The organism is Archangium sp. (genome assembly GCF_036277355.1).
GTDB lineage: Bacteria > Myxococcota > Myxococcia > Myxococcales > Myxococcaceae > Archangium.
This window is the reverse complement of the sequence record NZ_DASUNC010000146.1, coordinates 1-17530: the sequence shown is the minus strand read 5'-3', so window position 1 is coordinate 17530 and position 17530 is coordinate 1. Positions and strand designations below refer to the sequence as shown.

Sequence of the window (17530 nt, the reverse complement as noted above, 5' to 3'; positions counted from 1 at the left end):
CGGGCCACCCCTCTTCTTTTCCGGCCTCCCGCTCAGCCCACGCGGGCGAGGGACAGCCGCCCCTCCCAGCGCTCCTCGAGCGCCTTCACCAGCGCCTGGTGCTCGGGGGCGGCGAGCTTCGGATCCCTCGCGAGGATGCGCCGCGCCTCCTGCTGCGCCAGCGACAGCAGATCTCCATCTCGCGCGAGGTTGGCCACCGCCAGCTCCGGCAGGCCGCTCTGCCGCGTGCCGAGGAACTCGCCCGGGCCGCGGATCTCCAGATCCTTCTGCGCGATGACGAAGCCGTCACTGCTGTGCTCCATCACGCCCAGCCGCTCCGAGGAGTCCATGGAGGAGCGCGCGAGGTTGGCCACCAGGTAGCAGTAGCTCACCGCCGCCCCGCGCCCCACCCGGCCGCGCAACTGGTGCAGCTGCGACAGGCCGAAGCGCTCCGCGGACTCGATGACCATCACCGAGGCGTTGGGCACGTCCACGCCCACCTCCACCACCGTGGTGCACACGAGAATCTGGAGGGTGCCGGCCCGGAAGGCGTCCATGACGAGGTCCTTCTCCTCGGGCTTCATCCGCCCGTGGAGCAGCCCCACCTCCACGCCGGGGAACACCTGGCGCAGCTTGTCCGCTCCGCGCGTGGCGTCCTCCAGATCCAACTTCTCCGACTCCTCCACCAGCGGGTACACCACGTAGGCCTGGTGGCCCTTCTGCACCTCGGACGCCACCGCCTCGTACACCCGCGCCCGCTGCTTGTCGTTGAAGACACGCGTCTTCACCGGCGTGCGCCCCGGCGGCAGCTCGTCGATGACGGACACGTCCAGGTCCCCGTACAGCGTCATCGCCAGCGTGCGCGGAATGGGCGTGGCCGTCATCACCAGCACGTCCGGCGACACGCCCTTGCTCATCAGCGTGTGCCGCTGCAACACGCCGAAGCGGTGCTGCTCGTCGATGACCACGAAGCCCAGCTTCTGGAAGCCCACGTCCTGCTGGATGAGCGCGTGCGTGCCCACCGCCAGGTGGATCTCCCCTCGCGCCACCGCCTCGCGTACCTCGCGCTTGCGCTTCGCCGTCCCCGCCGCGCTCAACAGCCCCACCTTGTAGCCCAGCGGCTCCAGCAGCTTGCGGAACGTGCGCTCGTGCTGCTCGGCGAGGATCTCCGTGGGCGCCATCACCGCCACCTGGTAGCCGTCCTGCAACGCCACCAGCGCCGCCACCACCGCCACCGCCGTCTTCCCCGAGCCCACGTCGCCCTGCACCAGCCGGTTCATCGGCTCGGCCGCGCCCATGTCCTGGGAGATCTCCTCGATGACCTTCTTCTGCGCCCCCGTGAGCTGGAAGGGCAGCGCCCCGCGCGCCTTCTCCAGCCGCGGCGCCGACACGTCGAAGGTGATGCCCTTCTCCGTCTTCACCCCCTGCCGCTTCAGCCCCATGCCCAGCTGCAGGAAGAAGAGCTCGTCGAACGCCAGCCGCCGGTGCGCCGGGCTCAGGTGCCGGTCCAGCATCTCCGGATCCGCGTCCCCCGCCGGGAAGTGGATGGACTTGAGCGCCTCCGTCAGCGTCATCAACTCCAGCTTCCGGCGCAGGCCCTCCGGCAGCGGCTCCTCCACGTGCTGCGCGTAGGACTCGCTCACCACCGAGGCCAGCTCCCGGAACATCCGCTGGTCCCCCCGCTCGAAGCCCGGGTACACCGGGACGATGCGGTTGAAGTGCACCGAGGACACCTCGAGGTCCTCCGCCGGCTCGATCTCCGGGTGCGCCATCTCGCGCCCCGACAGCGACGCGCGCACCTCGCCGGACAGCACCAGCCGCTTGCCCACCGGGAAGCGCGCCTTCAGCCACGGGCCCGCGTTGAAGTACGTCGCCGCGATGCTCCCCGAGCGGTCCGCCACCACCGCCCGGAAGTAGCGCTTGCCCGTCCGGCTCGGCACGAAGTCCGCCATCTTCACCACGCCCACCGTCACCCCACGCTCGCCCGGCATCAGCTCGGCGATCGTCTGCAGCCTGCGCCGATCCTCGTAGCAGCGCGGCAGCAGGAAGAGGATGTCCCCCACCCGCTTCAGCCCCTTCTTGTTCAGCGCCGCCAACAGCCTCGGGCCCAACCGCTTGCCCATCGTCTTCAGCGGAATCGCCAACGGCCCCGAGCGCGGTGCGATCGACAGCAGCTTCGCCTCCGCCCGCGACTCCTCCTGCCCCTTCGCCACCTTCTTCTTCTTGCGCTTCGCGGCGGGTTTCTCCTCGGGGGCCGGCGCATCGGGTGGCGCGGGGGGCACGGGTTTCGTGGGGGTGCGCGCGAGGATGGGGGCCGTGGGTCTCGCCGGGGCCGCGCTCCGCGTTCCCGGGGGCGGCGGCGCCGGGGTTCTCGATTTCCACTCGGGGACCAGGTCCTGACGACCCTCACCCCGTCCCTCTCCCAGAGGGAGAGGGGTGCGGCTCAACCTGGGGGACTCGATACCCTCACCCCGTCCCTCTCCCGGAGGGCGAGGGGTATTGGGCACGGCGGGGGATTTGGGCACGGCGGGGGATGGGGGGGCACTGGCGGCCAGGGGGGGCGCGGCGCTCGCGACCTGGGCCAGCTCGTCGGGCAACTGCACCCCGCTCAGCTTCAGCCCCGCCAGGACCCTCCTCAACGCCTCCTTGCGCCGCTCCGGCGCCGGATGGTCCACGTGCGGCAACGCCGCCCTCAACTGCTTCAGCGCCTCCCCGTCCACCCCCGTCGCCCCCGCGAGCGCGCGCTCCAGGAGACCCCGCAAGTCCTTCACCGTCGACAGATGGGCGAAGTCACTCCGGCACGCATAACGCAATGGTCCAACGAGGCTGGTCAGCGGATGGTTCACAGTCAGGATCCGAGCGTTTCATCCTAAGACGCGGCCTTCTCTCCGCCCACCAGAACGACACGGGGGAACGAGCTCGCGCCCGCTCCCCCGCCCGCCTGGCCTCGAGCTGTTCTTCAGCCCTCCGCCGGCGCGTCCTCCTGCGGGTCCTCGAAACGGACCTCCTGGACCTCGTACTCGCGGGTGCCACCCGGGCTCTGCACGGTGGCGATGTCGCCCACCTTCTTGCCAATCAACGCCCGCGCCACCGGCGACGTCACGGCGATCCACCGCTTCTTCAGGTCCGCCTCCAGCTCGCCCACCAGCCGGTACGTCACCGTCTTGTCCGACTCCACGTCCAGCAGATCCACCGTGGCACCGAACACGACCTTGTCCCCGCCCAGCTTCGCCGGATCGATCACCTCGGCCCGGGCGATCCAGTCGTTCAGGTCCAGGATGCGCCCCTCGATGTGGGACTGCTTCTCCTTGGCCGCGTGGTACTCGGCGTTCTCCCGCAGGTCCCCGTGCGCACGGGCCACTTCGATCTCCCGGGAGATCTTCCCGCGCTCGACGGTCTGAAGGTGCTTCAGCTCCGCCTTCAGCTTCCGCAGACCCGACGGGGTCATCGGAATGTTCCCGCTCCCACTCATCGACACGACTCCTTCCCACGGCAACAGGTGAACGCCGCGGCCCACGGCCACCGCCCTTCAACGATGGCGGCGGCCGGGCCGAAAGGGAAACTGTAAGGGACGTTTGACAGGCCGGTCAACGAAAGCCGCCGTCCGGACCAGCGTCGGCGCTTCTTCCGCCCGCCCGCCCCGCCGGACTTCTGGCATGCTGCCACGCCGTGCTGTCCATCCAGGAATTGCGCGCGCTCGGCGCGTCATTGTCCATCGGGGCCTTCCGCCGTCAACTCGGCCCCTTCGTCCTCATCCAGCGCGCCCCCGGCCGTCCCTCGGCCGCGCTCGAACCCACCCGCGTGGCCTCCGCCGGCGCCATCGAGCAGGGCATGCTCTCGCTCCTCTTCGAGTTCGAGGACCTGCTCATCACCACCCTCCCCCCGCTGGCCCGCGCGGAGGCGCTGAGCGTGGGACGGCTGCCGGACTGCGACCTGGTGATCGACGACGCCTCGGTGTCCAAGCGCCACGCCGTGCTGCGCTGGAACGAGCCCCAGGGCCGCTGCACCGTGCAGGACACCGGCTCCACCAACGGCACCTTCCTCAACGGCAGCACGCTCGGCACCCGCGAGGCCACGCTCAAGGACGGGGACATCCTCAGCTTCGGCAATGTCCAGTTCTGGTACCTGGTGACGGACACGCTGCACGCGCGGCTGCACGGCTCTCCGGCCCCCAAGGGAGCCAGGGGGCCTCACAAGGGCCGGTAGCGAGGGGCCCCGCTCAGGGCAGCCGGCCCGCCGCGGGGTTCTTGCGCGCGGTGGAGAAGGCGCCGCGCAGGGCGTCCACCACGCCGCCCACCTCACCGGCGTACTGCACGGCGTGGATGGAGTAGAGGTCCTGCACCTCCTCCAGGCGGCGGAACACCTCCTTGAGGTTGGCGCGGTCGCGGGACTCGAGCGCGCACCGGGCCTCGGCGTCGCGCATGTGCTGGAGCCAGGTGGTGCGGAAGGCGAGCCACTGCCGGTCCACCTCGCGGGCCGGGGAGATGCGCACCAGCTTCTCGCGCTCGGACTCGAGCTGGGACCAGAGTGCATCCGCCTCGTCGAGGCACTCCCGGTAGGAGAGCACCTGCTCCGCCGGGGGCTTCCTGGGCGGCGTCATCGCCCGCACCGAGCGCGTCACGCCGATGATGACCGCGATGCAGAAGGCGGACACCACGGCGATGTAGAGGCCGTAGGCGGCGGCGCGGAAGGGACGGTAACGGGGATCTTTCCGGGGATCGGACTCGGACACGGCCCCGTCTTACGACCGCGCGCCCTCCATGGCAACGCCCGGGTGGATCCCAATGTGGAGCAGGCATCCGGACGGGGCCTCCTCCACCCAAGCCACCTCATCCGTTTGGCCGATGAGCCTGTCTCCACGGGTGGATACAGGTTCCGGAGGAGGGGCTTGTCATGACTGTCACAACCACCCAGCAGGATGGCCGGGTCGAACCGGGGCCAGGAGCGAGCAGCCAGCCGCCGGGCATTCCCAGGCCGGTGAGGTGGATGGGGTTCTGGTCGGCCGTCCTCGCGACCGTGCTGACCGCTCTATGGCTCGCACTCGCCTTCGGGATCCAGACCCCGGAGTGGGCGGGAATCGAGGCCTACGCCAGGAGCTTCCACTCGCGCCAGCTCATCAATCTCTTCCCCGCGCTCCTGCTGGCACCGACCCTCGTCGTGAACATGGCCAGCATCCACATGTCCGCGCCCCAGGAGAAGAAGCTCTACAGCCTGCTGGGGATGCTCTTCACCCTCGCGTACATGGCCATCATCTGCACCAACGACTACCTGCAACTGTTCGTGGTGCGGCTCAACCTCTCGAGTGGTGACCTGGAGGGGCTCTCGCTGCTGGCCATGCCCAACTTCCACTCCGCCTTCTTCGCAATCGAGACGATCGGTTACTCGTTCCTGGGCCTCGGGACCCTGTCCGCCGCGTGTGTCTTCCACGGGGACGAGGTGCAGAACTGGATACGCCGGCTGTTCGCGGCGAATGGCATCCTCGGCGTGGCCACCGTACCGGTGGCCCTCCTGGATGTGCCCATGGTTCTACTCCCGGGCCTGGGGCTGTGGTCGCTCATCTCCCTCGTCTCGCTCATCCTCGTCGCCATCTACTTCAAACATGGAACATCGGTCACGGTGAGCCGGCCTCCTCTCCTCACGCAGGCCAACACCTCGAAGTCGGGAGTGTGAGGTAGCTCGTCCGAGGCGAGCAGCCCATCGCACGGAGGTGAAGACCGAGGAAGGCTCCTCCTCGAAGAGCTCGAGCACATGCGCCAGGCACCCGCGTGGGCAATCGCCACGCGAGGGCCCCCTCTTCTCGAGAACCCTGCTCGGATAAGCTCCCGCCCGGACCCGAGGGCCTCCATGGACGAACAACACGAAGCAGGGCCGCGAATCGTCATGGAGGAACAGGCCGGTTACTCGCGGCGTGTCGGGCTCTTCTCGGGCGTCATGCTCGTCATCGGCGGCATCATCGGCTCGGGCATCTTCCTCAATCCCTCCATCGTCGCGCAGCGGGTCCACACTCCGGAGCTCACCCTGGGCGTCTGGGTGCTCGGCGGCGTGGTGGCGCTGATCGGAGCATTCGTCTACGGCGAGCTCGGTCAGCGCGCCCCGAAGGCGGGGGGCAGCTACGTCTACCTTCGCGATGCCTTCGGACCGCTGCCGGCCTTCCTCAACGCGTGGAGCCTGCTGCTGATCATCGCCACCGGAGCCATCGCGGCGGTGGCGGTGGCCTTCGCGAGCTACACGATCGCGCTGCTCGCCCTGCCGGACACGGCCCGGCTTCCGCTCGCGGTGGGTGCCATCGTCCTGCTCTCGGGCATCAACTACGTCGGAGTGAGGCTCGGGGCGCTCGCCCAGAATGTGTTCACGCTCCTGAAGCTGGTGGCGCTCGCGGTGCTCTGCGGTGCCGGGCTCTTCCTGGCCAGACAGGCGCCGGAGGCCGCCCTCGGCGCTTCCGCCGCCCTGCCCGACTCGCTCGGACTGGCCGTGGGCGCGGCTCTGGTCCCCGTTCTCTTCAGCTACGGCGGCTGGCAGCAGACCAACTTCGTGGCCGAGGAGATGATCGACCCCGAGCGCAACCTGCCCCGCGCGCTCCTCCTCGGCGTCATCGCCGTGGTGACGGTCTACCTCCTCGCCAACCTCACCTACCTGCGCACGCTCGGTGCGGAGGGGCTCGCAACGAGCAGCGCACCCGCGGCGGACGCGCTCGGACAACTGCTCGGGCCCGGAGGCCGGACGTTCATCACCGCGGGAATCGCGGTGTCCACCTTCGGTTTCCTGAACCTGGTCATCCTCGTCTCGCCACGCGTCTACCAGGCCATGGCGGCGGATGGGCTCTTCTTCCCGCGGCTCGCCCGGCTGCATCCCCGCTACCGCACCCCCACGTCCGCCATCGTGTTCCAGGCGGCCTGGGCCATCTTCCTCACCCTCTCCGGGACCTACGGCGAGTTGCTCGACGCCGTCGTCTTCGCCGACTGGCTCGTCTTCGGCGCCACGGCGGCAACGCTCTTCGTCTATCGCGCCCGCGAGCGCGCGGGCAGCGTGCCGCGAGCGCGATACCGGGTTCCCGGCTACCCCCTCACCCCGCTGCTCTTCATCGCGGCGGCCGCCTACGTCGTCATCGGTTCCATTGCGTCGAACCCCACCCACGCGCTCGAGGGGGCGCTGCTCCTGCTCGCGGGCGTCCCGGTCTTCTTCTTCTGGCGGCACCGCACGTCCGGGGAGAAGAGCGCGCCGCGGGTGAGCGCACAGGCCGGCGGCGAAGGCTGAGGCTCGCCAGAGTTGTCCACCCGAGGGCTTAGCGGCTCTTTCCATCCACGTGCTGGATGTTCAGCCGGGTCACATCCACGTCATCGAGGCAGCGGGTGTTGACCGCCACCATCGGGCCGTTCGGACCGGTGCCCCGCGCGAAGGAGCGGATGCCGCAGGTCTTGCAGAACAGGTGATGGATGACCTGCTTGTTGAACTGGTAGTCGGTCAGGTTCTGCTCGCCCTTCTCGAGCGTGAAGCTGCTCTCGGGCACGAACGCCAGCAGCGTGCCGGTGCGTGCGCAGATCGAGCAGTTGCACTGGATGACGGGCTTGGAGAGATCGAGCTCGACGCGGTAACGAACGGCGCCGCAGTGGCAGCCGCCGGAATGCGAGGGGGTGGTGGACATGCGCGGAGCCTAGGCAATCGCGACCCGGACAAGCCAGCAGGACATGAGGGGACTCCGGGTCCACATCGCGGACGGGTTACACTCCGCCCCACCATGGCGACTCGAACGAAAGCAGCGAAGAAACAGGTGAAGGCTCCCACCCAGGCGAAGAAGGCCGCGTCGAAGAAGAGCCCGGCGAGGATCCTCCTGCCCAGCGGAGTCGCGGACGACGACAAGAAGAAGGCCGCGCCGAGGAAGAGCCCGGCACGGCGTTCCAAGACGGACAAGTAGCCCGGGCATCAGGTGCTCGGAAAGGGGCGCACGGTGTTCGCCCCATCCGCGCCACGGCCCAGGTATGTTCCGGCCATGAACGACATCTCCTGGAAGAAGCTCGCGCTGCCGGTGACGCTGTTGCTGAGTGGATGTGCCACCCAGGGTGGACGGACCAGCCTCACCGAGACGATGGCGCGCACGCGCATCGTCGACATCAGCCATCCCCTCACGGAGCAGATGCCCGTCTACCCCGGGGGCACGCCGATGTCCGCCAAGGTCAAGGGCACCGTCGAGAAGGACGGGTACTACATCCGCGACTTCACGGTGGGCGAGCACACGGGGACGCATGTGGACGCTCCGGCCCACTTCGCCGCCGGTGCGAAGACGGTGGACCAGCTCCCCGTGGAGTCACTGGCGGGCCCGGCCGCCGTGCTGGACGTCTCCGCCAAGGCCTCGGAGAACGCGGACTACGAGGTGACGGTGGCGGACATCGAGGCCTGGGAGCAGAAGCATGGTGCGCTGGAGCCCCGGCACATCGTGCTCATCCGCACCGGCTGGGCCTCGCGCTGGCCGGATGAGGTGCGCTACCGCAATGCGGACGCCTCCGGCGTGATGCACTTCCCCGGAGTCTCGATGGCCGCGAGCCAGTTGCTGAGCACCCGTCAGGTGCGCGGCATCGGCATCGACACGCTCTCGACGGATCCGGGGCCGAGCAAGACGTTCCAGCAGCACCGGCACTTCCTGAGCGGCGGCGGCTATCACATCGAGAACCTCGCGGACCTCTCCGCCCTGCCGGCCGAAGGAGCCTACGTCGTCGTGCAGCCGGTCTCCGTGCAGGGAGGCAGTGGCAGCCCCGCGCGCGTGCTCGCCTTCATTCCCCAGGAGAGCCGTTAGCCCGCGCGGCCAGCCCGTCTCGGCAACCGCGACACATGTCGCATCGCGAACGCTCTCATCGCCCGCGAGGTCTACACCCCCAGAGTGCTCAGGGTGTCCGTGAGAATGCGGGCAATGTCCGTGGCGTGGGTGTTGAGCATGTTGATGGAGGCGGCGGGGAGGTGGTGTTCGGTGTAGGAGGCAGCGCCGGGGAACTTTTCCGCGAGTCTGGCCTTCTGCTCGGTCATCCGGTAGCCGATGGCATCGAAAAAAGTGACGCATTGCTCGCCAAACACGCACAGCACGGAGCACTTCACCTGGTGGGAGAACCGGGTGAAGTCGAAGAGCTGCGGCTCCTGGATGTGGATGTTCAGGGGTTGGCGCAGGTTGCGCTTGAGGCGGTAGACGGCGTCGTCCACCACGCAGCGCGTATTGATGTCCGGGGGGAGGAAGGCGCTGCGCAGCTTCCAGATGTCCGTGAAGTGGCTTCCGTCTGGCTTGGACTCCCACGCGGCCCACGACGGGTTCTCCGAGGCGGCCTGGCTGCGTGCCTTCTCCACGGCCTCGTCCGGCCACAAGTACGGGTTGTGCAGGAAGAGCCCGGCACAGCGCTCGGGAAAGCGCGCCGCCAGATTGATGCCCATGTAGCAACCCATCAGGCTGCCCACCATGCAGAAGCGCTGGATGCCCAGGTGCTCCACCACACACATGACAGCGTCCGCCAACTGCTCCAGCGTCACCGACCTGTCCGGGTTGTCGCTCGCGCCGTAGCCCAGCTCGTCGATGGCCACCACCCTGCGCTCCTCCGAGCCCAGGAGCTCCTGCAGTTCTCGGAACTCGTCCACACTGCGCGGGCTCATGTGCAGACACACCAGCGCGGCGCGGTCCGGCCGCGGCGTGCCCACCGCCACGTAGTGAATCAGCCCATACGGCGTCTTGACCAACCCGCGTTGTTTCAGCACCATCCGCGCAATCCCTTTCCTCTATGCACAGCGGAGGGCGGGCCTGGAACGGCCGCCCCTGTCCATGTTCTCTACCCCGGCAGAAAGACGAGCTGCGAACGCATCGTGTTCATCTTGTTGACGGTCTCGATGTATTCGCGCTCCGCGATCGACTCGGCGACGATCCCGGCGCCCGCGTTCAGCCGAACAGTGCTCCCGTACTGGTAGACAGCCCGGATGGCGATCGCCATGTCCGCCGCGCCCCGGCTGTCCATCCAGCCGATCGCGCCGCCGTAGACCCCCCGCGGCTCTCGCTCGAGGCGGCCGATGAAGCGCAGTGCCGTGCCTTTATCAATGCCAGACACCGTGATCCCGGGAAACAGCGCCTTGAGCGCGTCCCACACGGTCTTCTCCTGGGCGAGCCGGCCAGAGACCCTGGACGACAGGTGCTGCACGAAGCGGAACGGCTTGACTTGCATGAAGTCATGGATCCGCACGGAGCCGGCGAGGCATACCGAGCGAAGCTCCTCCTGGGCGGCGAGGATCGAGAGCGCGTGCTCCTTCACCTCCTTCGCGTCGGAGTAGAGCTCGCTCCTGATGCGCAGGTCCTCCTCGGCGTTCGCGCCGCGAGGCCTCGTCCCCGCGAGGGGGTTCGTCATGACCAACCCGGAGGCATCGGCCTCGAGCAGGAGCTCGGGGCTCAGTCCGGCACCGGCGACGTGGCCGAGCTGGAAGCAATACGAGCGCGCCGCGTGGTTGGTGCGCACGGCCGCGGCGTAGGTGCCAAGGACATCGAGCGCTCCCGGGATGTCCACGGAGCGCGAAAGAATGGCCTTCTCCAACTCGCCCGCCCGGATCGCCTCCGAGAGCGACAACACCTTGTTCTGGTAATCGTCGCGATCGGAGAAATCAATGTCCGGCGGGGTGGGGGCGGCCGTGGTCTGGTCGTCGCTCGTCGTCGAGACGATCCGCTCGATCGCCTCCTTGTTCGCCGCGCTTTGGACCAAGGCGCACCCGCCGCGGAGGTGGACCTCGATGGCCGGAATCACGAGGTGGAGCAGGGGCCAGCTCATCGCCTTGCCGTAGGGATGATAGAAGCGGGCGACGTCGAACCCGACGTACCCGTACGCCGTCCAGTGCGGGATTCCCACCTCGGCGAGCATGCGCTCGATCTGCTTGAACGGATCATGCGCACGCTCCGAGCGGCGCGGGCCGGAAGGGCCCTCGAGGATGAGCTCGTCTCCCGAGAGGAGGACCCTGGCGAGGCAACCGCCGACGATCCTCGTCTCGGTGCCGCTCTCGTACATCACATAGTCATCCAGCACACCGGCATCGCGCAGTCCTTTCAGGATGCCGTGCGGCCTGCGCGCGCCTGGGATGATGCCCTGTCCCTGGACCATTTGACTCAAGGCGCTCGCCCCCAGACCTGGAAGAACATGTGCGAGATGATCAAGACGTCCGGGCGCGCGATGTGCTCATGCAGCGCCCGGAGGTGCGTGTCGAGCTCGTCCTCGCTGATCCGTCCGTCGGCGAGCAGGTGCGCACGGACGTTGCCGATGAACTCGAGGAAGATGCCGCGCCGCGGATGTCCGGGGGGATAGACGTGAATCAGCGGGTGCACGCGCAGGTCGATGAGCCCCGCCGCGCGGAAGAGGCTGTGCGTCCGCCGGCCGATGAACAGGTCGATCCCATTGTCGCGCGAGTAGGCCTCGTAGACCGCGAACAGCCGGTCCCACGATGGGTGCGGCGGGTCGCAGCGATGCGCTGCATAGTCCGCCTCGTGGCTGGCGACAACGCCGCCCGGCCGGGCGAGCGCGACCATTTCCCGCACGATCTCCTCTGGCCTCGGCACGTTCACCAGCACGAGCCGCGCATGCACGAGATCGAACGATGCGCGCGGCAAGCCGCTGGCGCGTGCGTCGCCCGCGACGACCTCGATGTTGGCCAACCCTCGCTCGCGGACGAAAGCCCGCGCGAGCGCGGCTGCCCGCGCATTCTTCTCGAGCCCGACGACAGAGCCGGAGGGGCCAACCCGCTCGGCGAGGAGCTCGAGGCTCCCCTGCGGCCCACAGCCGAGATCGAGGACGCGCTCGCCCGGCCCGACCCCGATCTGATTGAGCAACCCCCCTGTCTCATGCGCGAGATCCCGCGATTGTTGCCGCAGCCTGAGCGCTTCGCGTTCGCTGTAGCCAAGAAGATACTGTTCGTCTCGCATCATCCGGTTGTCCTTGTTGGAATCGCAGGAGCTGCCTGCGGCTCAGCGAACGTCAGGTGCGGAGCGTGGCGTCCGTGGCCTTTCGCCACGCACCGAGCAGGTGATCGATCACCTCCCGCAGCCCCACGCCCTTCGTCACCTGGGTGAAGACGAACGGCCCGTCGCCCCGCATCTTCCGCGCGTCGCGATCCATCACCGACAGGTCCGCGCCCACGTGCGGCGCCAGGTCCGTCTTGTTGATGATCAGCAGGTCCGACTGGGTGATGCCCGGCCCACCCTTGCGCGGCACCTTGTCCCCACCCGCCACGTCGATGACGTACACCGTGTAGTCCGCCAGCTCCCGGCTGTACTGCGCCGCCAGGTTGTCTCCCCCGCTCTCGACGATGAGCAGCTCCGGCTTCAGCGCCTCCATCAACTCCTCGAGCGCCAGCAGGTTGTGGCTGATGTCCTCGCGAATCGCCGCGTGCGGGCAGCCGCCCGTCTCCACCGCCTTGATGCGCTCGGGCGAGAGCGCCTGGTTGCGCACCAGGAACTCCGCGTCCTCCTTGGTGAAGATGTCGTTGGTCACCACGCCCAGCCGGTAGCGCTCCCTCAGCTCCCGGCACAGCGCCAGCACCAGCGCCGTCTTCCCGCTGCCCACCGGCCCTCCAATGCCAATCGTGAAGGCCCTCGCCGAGAAGTCGCGGCGCTCGGGCTGCTCGCGCTCGTGGAAGTGACCCGGGTGGTCCCACTCCTCGTGCGTGTGGTCATGGTCGTCGTCATGGCCGTGGCCACGGTGGTCGTCGTGCATGGTTCACCTCAGGAAAGGAACAACCGTGAGTAGAGCCTGTCGTGTGTGGAGCCGAGCAGGTCCATCAGGGGTGATGTCTGCGCCAGCGACTCCACCCCCAGCCCGGCACACGTCTCCAGCACCGTGTCCAGCAGGGGCGCGCACCGGTTCTGCAGCTGGTGGGACTCGTGCGTGCCGGCAATCCCGATCCGCACCGCCGCCGACAGCGCCCCTCGCAGCGTGAGGGACAACAGGAGCCGCTGCGCGTCGGACAGCTCGACGTCCAGCACGCGCAGCACCGCGCCGAACAGGGGCGCGTGGTGGTAGAGCACCCCCGCCTCCCGCGCCGCCTGCCGCAGCGGCCCCACCGGCCCGGGGAAGATGCGCGCGCACGTGTCCAGGAAGGCCCGCCCCTGCGTGCGGCTCGCCCGGTTGGCCACGTGGTTGGTGAGGAAGGCGTCCGCGCGTGCGTCCAACGTCTCCAGCGTCGAGGGCTCACGCCAGGCCGCTCCCAGCAACGGCAGCGCCCCGTGCCCCGTCTGCCACATCAGCTCGTGCACGAAGCGCTCCAGGCCCTCGCGCCCGCGCACCTCGCCCTGCTGTACCGCCGCCTCCAATCCTCCCGAGTGCGCGAAGCCCCCCGTGGGGAAGCCCGAGTCGGCCAGCTGCAGCACCCTCCACGCGGAGCCCATGTGCGTCTCTCAGAAGAGCGAGTAGCGCTGCGCCAGGGGCAACCGGACGGCGGGCTCGCAGGTCAGCAGCTCGCCATCCGCGCGCACCTCGTACGTCTCCGGATCCACCGTGAGCACCGGCAGCGCGTCGTTGAGCTTCATGTCCCGCTTGCCGATCCCCCGGCACCGCTTCACCCCGGAGAGCTGCTTGGACAGCCCCAGTCCCCGCACCGTCCCCTCGGCCAGCGCGCGGCCCGAGACGAAGGCGATGCTGGTGGCTCCCAGCGCATGGCCCCGGGCTCCGAACTGCGGCCGCATGTAGAAGGGCTGCGGCGTGGGAATGGACGCTCCCGGGTCTCCCATCTGCGCCCAGGCGATGAAACCGCCCTTCACCACCAGCTCCGGACGGATGCCGAAGAAGGCCGGCCGCCACAGCACCAGGTCCGCCAGCATCCCCACCTGCACCGCGCCCACCTCGTGCGCCAGCCCATGGGCGATCGCCGGGTTGATGGTGTACTTCGCCACGTAGCGGCGGATGCGCAGGTTGTCGTTGTCCCCCGTCTCCTCGCGCAGGCGCCCGCGCTGCTCCCGCATCTTGTGCGCCGTCTGCCACGTGCGGGTGATGACCTCGCCCACCCGGCCCATGGCCTGGCTGTCCGAGGACATCATGCTGATGGCCCCCAGGTCGTGCAGGATGTCCTCCGCCGCGATCGTACTTCCCCGGATGCGGCTCTCGGCGAAGGCCACGTCCTCGGGAATCTCGCGGTCCAGGTGGTGACACACCATGAGCATGTCCAGGTGCTCGTCCAGCGTGTTCACCGTGTACGGCCGCGTGGGGTTCGTCGAGCTCGGCAGCACGTTCGGCTGGCCGCACACCCGGATGATGTCCGGCGCATGCCCGCCGCCCGCTCCCTCCGAGTGGTACGTGTGGATGGTCCGGCCCTTGAACGCGGCGATCGAGTCATCCACGAAGCCCGACTCGTTCAGCGTGTCCGTGTGGATGGTGATCTGCACGTCCTCGCCCTCGGCCACCGACAGGCAGTTGTCGATGGTGGCCGGCGTCGTGCCCCAGTCCTCGTGCAGCTTCAGACCGATGGCTCCCGCGGCGATCTGATCCAACAGGCCCTCGGGACGCGAGGTGTTGCCCTTGCCGGTGAGGCCGATGTTGAGCGGAATGTTGTCCGTGGCCTGCAGCATGCGCCGGATGTTCCACGCGCCGGGCGTGCACGTGGTGGCGTTGGTGCCCGTGGCCGGCCCCGTGCCTCCGCCCACCCAGGTGGTGATGCCGCTGGCGATCGCCTCGTCCGCCTGCTGCGGGCAGATGAAGTGGATGTGCGAGTCGATGCCGCCCGCCGTGACGATGAGCCCCTCGCCCGCGATGGCCTCGGTGGTGACGCCCACCACCATGCCCGGCGTCACCCCCGCCATCACGTCCGGGTTGCCCGCCTTGCCAATCCCGGTGATGCGCCCCGCCTTGATGCCGATGTCCGCCTTGTAGATGCCCGACCAGTCGACGATGAGCGCGTTGGTGATGACGCAGTCGAGCGCCTCCGCGTCCCCCACCCCGGACTTCTGGCCCATGCCGTCGCGCAGCACCTTGCCGCCGCCGAACTTGCACTCGTCCCCGTAGACGGTGAAGTCCTTCTCCACCTGCGCCACCAGCCCCGTGTCCCCCAGCCGCACCCGGTCCCCCGTGGTGGGACCGAACATGTCCGCGTAGTGACGGCGATCCATCTTCCGGCTCATGCGCCCTCCTCGTGTCCGAAGCCCCGCGCGGCCACCTCGGCCAGGGCGCGCTCCTGGTTCTCCGGCGTCACCGGCCCCGAGCCCAACGCGTTGCCGCCCCACACCACCCTCGCCCCCGCGATGGCCACCAGCGACACCGTCTTCTTCTCCCCGGGCTCGAAGCGCACCGCCGTCCCCGCGGGGATGTCCAGCCGCCTCCCGTACGCCTTCGCCCGATCGAACACGAGCGCCCGGTTCGTCTCGAAGAACGGGTAGTGGCTGCCCACCTGCACCGGACGGTCTCCCCGGTGGGTGATCTCCAGCGTGACGGTGTCGCGGCCCTCGTTGAGCACCAGCTCGCCCGGCTGCACCAGCACCTCTCCCGGCCGCACCTCCTCCGGCTGGGGCGCCCGCTGGAAACGCTCCAGCGGCGGCACCGGGAGGAAGCTGCCGTAGAGCGCCAGCGACAGGTCGCCGTGCTCGGCCTCGATGGGGTGGTGCACCGTCACCAGCTTCGAGCCGTCCGGGAAGGTGCCCTCCACCTGCACCTCCGCCACCATCTCCGGCACGCCCTCCATGACCTGCGCTCGCCCGAGCATCTTCCGTCCCACATCCATCAACTCGGCCACGCCGCGGCCGTCACGGATGAGCTCCAGGAGCTGGGTGGCGATGAGCGCCACGGACTCGGGGTAGTTGAGCCGCAGGCCCCGCGCCAGACGCTTCTGGGCCAGGAAGCCCGCGCCATGCAGCAGCAGCTTGTCGATCTCACGCGGTGACAGGTGCATCGCCCCTCCGGGTGGGCCGCCCAGCACCAGGGCGGGACGGCCAAGGGGCCACCCTAGTCGAGTGCCCACGAAGTTTTTGGACATAGTTGCGGGGGATGAATAGCTCTGACTAAACGACCGGACAGAAACACCTGAACAGGCGCTCACTACCACCGGTAACTGGGCTCCAGTTAGCCCATCATATTCATGACAACTGGCCCAACTCATGCATGAGAGCAGGAGCCAGGGGCTCTTGTGAGCGATTTCGAGCACAGAACAGACGTCGGCCCTCCCGTGGGCGCGGGTAGCAAGCAGGAGTGGTTGGAAAGGGTGCGGCGAACGACTCGACGGATGAGCGGTAATGGCTGTCGAGGTTACGTGATGTGGGCCGTACTCAGAGCGCCGAGCTGGCTCCACAGCTTGCGCCAGAGACCGGCCGACTCCTGGCCCATGACCAGCACCACCCGCCTGGCGTGCACCAGTACCCGCGCCGCCACCTTGAGCACCCGCTCGCGAACACGGCGCAGCCCCCAGCCTTCGCCCGTGGCCTGCTCCATCAACACGCGCGCGGCGTGCACGAGGTCGTAGGCCAGCGCGTTGAGCAGCAGGCGCACCTCGTTGTTGGCGAAGGCATCGATTGAAACCGAGCGCTGCACGGGCGGATGGCCCTGGTAGTTGGACTTGGGCCGTTTGGCCGAGGAGAGCGCCGGGGCCAGCACGTCCATGAGCTCTCCGAAGTGCCCCTCGGCCGTGCCGCGCTGGCGGTAGTGCGTAAGCAACGCTTCGGCGGGCATCTGCTCCGTCGTCCAGCTCGTCACCAGCCAGAAGGCATAGGGAAAGAGTTCCTCCTTCCTCTGCACCAGCACCAGCACCAGCACCAGCACCACGCGCCGCGCACGGCTCCATCCTTGCGCCTGGTACTCCGACTCGTACAGGAAGGTACCTGGCTGGCCCTGGGGGACGCCCGAGTGGAGGAAGCGCCAGAGGGCTGCCTCCTTCTGCAGTGGCGCCGTGTTGCGCACGCGCGCCACGTAGGGCGTGCCTCGCTCCTCCAGCATCCCCAGCAGCTTCTCCTCGGGGAAGCCCGCATCCATGCGCACCGCCGCCACCTCGCATACTTCCTTCTCCACCCGCTCGAGCAACTGGGAGATGAAGTCCAGCGCCCCGCTGGCGCTGTGCACGTTGCCCTCGCGCAGTCTCACGTCCAGCAAGTCCCCCGTCTCCGCCATGCTGGCCACCAGCGGATGGTACATGCGCACTCCATAGTGTCCGTTGTACGCGCTGCCCTCCTGGTGCCCGTGCACCTCCACCGGCAGTCCATCCACGTCCACCGTCACCTGCTTCAGCCGCTCGCCCTTGGGCCTCGACGCCCTCAGTCTGCGCCCTGTCAACCACACCAGTGCCTCTCTGAGCACCTCGCGGTTGCCCTCCTGGGCCAGCATGGCCGTCAGCCGGGACAACGTCGGAGCGCCGCGTCCTCGCGCAGCGCGTCCGCGTCATCGATGTCTTTCCACCCCTGCGCCAGCAGCAACAGGTGCGTGCGCACCAACTCCCGCAGCGAGTGGGTGATTCGGCTCTCGTCCCGCGTGTCCGTCAGCGTCTCCCCCAGCCAACGTGTCAGCCCCAGCCTCTCGTCCACCTCCCGCAGCAGCACCGCCCCTGCTTCCGACGTCAACCGCTCCGCCCTTGCCTCCAGCTT

General features: G+C 68.7%; 16 protein-coding genes and 1 pseudogene. 5 read left to right on the top strand and 12 right to left on the bottom strand.

Going from position 1 to position 17530, the window contains the following annotated elements; translation table 11 throughout:
* Window positions 1-32 precede the first annotated feature (32 nt).
* A complete protein-coding gene (gene recG / locus VFZ09_RS35460; protein ID WP_329732182.1) occupies window positions 33-2825 on the bottom strand; it encodes an ATP-dependent DNA helicase RecG in 2793 nt (930 codons plus the stop codon).
* 113 nt (window positions 2826-2938) lie between these two features.
* Entirely contained in the window at window positions 2939-3451 is a 513-nt protein-coding gene (greA, locus tag VFZ09_RS35455) for a transcription elongation factor GreA (RefSeq protein WP_329732181.1), read from the bottom strand.
* A gap of 197 nt (window positions 3452-3648) precedes the next feature.
* On the opposite strand from greA, the gene VFZ09_RS35450 reads away from it, so the two are divergent.
* Window positions 3649-4185, top strand: a complete 537-nt coding sequence (locus tag VFZ09_RS35450) for an FHA domain-containing protein (RefSeq protein ID WP_329732180.1) — start codon at window positions 3649-3651, stop codon at window positions 4183-4185.
* Window positions 4186-4198: 13 nt separating this feature from the next.
* Here VFZ09_RS35450 and VFZ09_RS35445 read toward each other — a convergent pair whose 3' ends face one another.
* Window positions 4199-4711 carry a hypothetical protein gene (locus VFZ09_RS35445; protein WP_329732179.1) on the bottom strand — a complete coding sequence of 171 codons (513 nt, stop codon included), beginning with the start codon at window positions 4709-4711 and terminating at the stop codon, window positions 4199-4201.
* A gap of 161 nt (window positions 4712-4872) precedes the next feature.
* Here VFZ09_RS35445 and VFZ09_RS35440 point away from each other — a divergent pair, with 161 nt between their 5' ends.
* Together VFZ09_RS35440 and VFZ09_RS35435 are read left to right on the top strand one after the other, a co-directional pair.
* Complete coding sequence (locus VFZ09_RS35440) at window positions 4873-5649, top strand: hypothetical protein (RefSeq protein ID WP_329732178.1); 777 nt, start codon at window positions 4873-4875, stop codon at window positions 5647-5649.
* Between the two features lie 174 nt (window positions 5650-5823).
* Entirely contained in the window at window positions 5824-7233 is a 1410-nt protein-coding gene (locus VFZ09_RS35435) for an APC family permease (protein ID WP_329732177.1), read from the top strand.
* 28 nt (window positions 7234-7261) lie between these two features.
* Here VFZ09_RS35435 and VFZ09_RS35430 read toward each other — a convergent pair whose 3' ends face one another.
* Window positions 7262-7621 carry a GFA family protein gene (locus VFZ09_RS35430; protein ID WP_329732176.1) on the bottom strand — a complete coding sequence of 120 codons (360 nt, stop codon included), beginning with the start codon at window positions 7619-7621 and terminating at the stop codon, window positions 7262-7264.
* 93 nt (window positions 7622-7714) lie between these two features.
* Between VFZ09_RS35430 and VFZ09_RS35425 the strand changes: the two genes are divergently transcribed.
* Together VFZ09_RS35425 and VFZ09_RS35420 are read left to right on the top strand one after the other, a co-directional pair.
* Window positions 7715-7891 carry a hypothetical protein gene (locus tag VFZ09_RS35425; RefSeq protein ID WP_329732175.1) on the top strand — a complete coding sequence of 59 codons (177 nt, stop codon included), beginning with the start codon at window positions 7715-7717 and terminating at the stop codon, window positions 7889-7891.
* Window positions 7892-7966: 75 nt separating this feature from the next.
* The gene (locus tag VFZ09_RS35420; protein ID WP_329732174.1) at window positions 7967-8767 is read left to right on the top strand and encodes a cyclase family protein; all 801 of its coding nucleotides are present in this window, start codon (window positions 7967-7969) and stop codon (window positions 8765-8767) included.
* A gap of 71 nt (window positions 8768-8838) precedes the next feature.
* On the opposite strand, the gene VFZ09_RS35415 is transcribed toward VFZ09_RS35420, so the two are convergent.
* The 8 genes and pseudogenes from VFZ09_RS35415 to VFZ09_RS35380 form a co-directional block, all read right to left on the bottom strand.
* Window positions 8839-9711: an alpha/beta hydrolase gene (locus VFZ09_RS35415; protein WP_329732173.1), complete on the bottom strand. Its 873-nt coding sequence runs from the start codon at window positions 9709-9711 to the stop codon at window positions 8839-8841.
* A 68-nt stretch (window positions 9712-9779) separates the two neighbouring features.
* Window positions 9780-11087, bottom strand: a complete 1308-nt coding sequence (locus tag VFZ09_RS35410) for a chorismate-binding protein (RefSeq protein ID WP_329732172.1) — start codon at window positions 11085-11087, stop codon at window positions 9780-9782.
* A 5-nt stretch (window positions 11088-11092) separates the two neighbouring features.
* Window positions 11093-11905 (bottom strand): methyltransferase domain-containing protein, encoded by an 813-nt coding sequence (locus VFZ09_RS35405; protein ID WP_329732171.1) that lies wholly within the window; start codon window positions 11903-11905, stop codon window positions 11093-11095.
* A gap of 49 nt (window positions 11906-11954) precedes the next feature.
* Complete coding sequence (ureG, locus tag VFZ09_RS35400; protein WP_329732170.1) at window positions 11955-12692, bottom strand: urease accessory protein UreG; 738 nt, start codon at window positions 12690-12692, stop codon at window positions 11955-11957.
* Window positions 12693-12700: 8 nt separating this feature from the next.
* Entirely contained in the window at window positions 12701-13363 is a 663-nt protein-coding gene (locus VFZ09_RS35395; protein ID WP_329732169.1) for an urease accessory protein UreF, read from the bottom strand.
* Between the two features lie 9 nt (window positions 13364-13372).
* Window positions 13373-15088: an urease subunit alpha gene (gene ureC / locus VFZ09_RS35390; RefSeq protein ID WP_329732168.1), complete on the bottom strand. Its 1716-nt coding sequence runs from the start codon at window positions 15086-15088 to the stop codon at window positions 13373-13375.
* Entirely contained in the window at window positions 15085-15852 is a 768-nt protein-coding gene (gene ureA, locus VFZ09_RS35385) for an urease subunit gamma (RefSeq protein WP_329732167.1), read from the bottom strand. The genes ureC and ureA overlap by 4 nt, the downstream gene beginning before the upstream one ends.
* Window positions 15853-16205: 353 nt before the next feature.
* Window positions 16206-17470 (bottom strand): annotated as a pseudogene (locus VFZ09_RS35380) (IS1380 family transposase).
* Window positions 17471-17530 lie beyond the last annotated feature (60 nt).

Bases quoted from the DNA above. Each gene is read 5' to 3' on its own strand.
- greA (WP_329732181.1), bottom strand. From the start codon at position 3,451: ATGAGTGGGAGCGGGAACATTCCGATGACCCCGTCGGGTCTGCGGAAG.
- VFZ09_RS35440 (WP_329732178.1), top strand. From the start codon at position 4,873: ATGACTGTCACAACCACCCAGCAGGATGGCCGGGTCGAACCGGGGCCA.
- VFZ09_RS35435 (WP_329732177.1), top strand. From the start codon at position 5,824: ATGGACGAACAACACGAAGCAGGGCCGCGAATCGTCATGGAGGAACAG.
- VFZ09_RS35430 (WP_329732176.1), bottom strand. From the start codon at position 7,621: ATGTCCACCACCCCCTCGCATTCCGGCGGCTGCCACTGCGGCGCCGTT.
- VFZ09_RS35425 (WP_329732175.1), top strand. From the start codon at position 7,715: ATGGCGACTCGAACGAAAGCAGCGAAGAAACAGGTGAAGGCTCCCACC.
- VFZ09_RS35420 (WP_329732174.1), top strand. From the start codon at position 7,967: ATGAACGACATCTCCTGGAAGAAGCTCGCGCTGCCGGTGACGCTGTTG.
- VFZ09_RS35415 (WP_329732173.1), bottom strand. From the start codon at position 9,711: ATGGTGCTGAAACAACGCGGGTTGGTCAAGACGCCGTATGGGCTGATT.
- VFZ09_RS35410 (WP_329732172.1), bottom strand. From the start codon at position 11,087: ATGGTCCAGGGACAGGGCATCATCCCAGGCGCGCGCAGGCCGCACGGC.
- VFZ09_RS35405 (WP_329732171.1), bottom strand. From the start codon at position 11,905: ATGATGCGAGACGAACAGTATCTTCTTGGCTACAGCGAACGCGAAGCG.
- ureG (WP_329732170.1), bottom strand. From the start codon at position 12,692: ATGCACGACGACCACCGTGGCCACGGCCATGACGACGACCATGACCAC.
- VFZ09_RS35395 (WP_329732169.1), bottom strand. From the start codon at position 13,363: ATGGGCTCCGCGTGGAGGGTGCTGCAGCTGGCCGACTCGGGCTTCCCC.
- ureC (WP_329732168.1), bottom strand. From the start codon at position 15,088: ATGAGCCGGAAGATGGATCGCCGTCACTACGCGGACATGTTCGGTCCC.
- ureA (WP_329732167.1), bottom strand. From the start codon at position 15,852: ATGCACCTGTCACCGCGTGAGATCGACAAGCTGCTGCTGCATGGCGCG.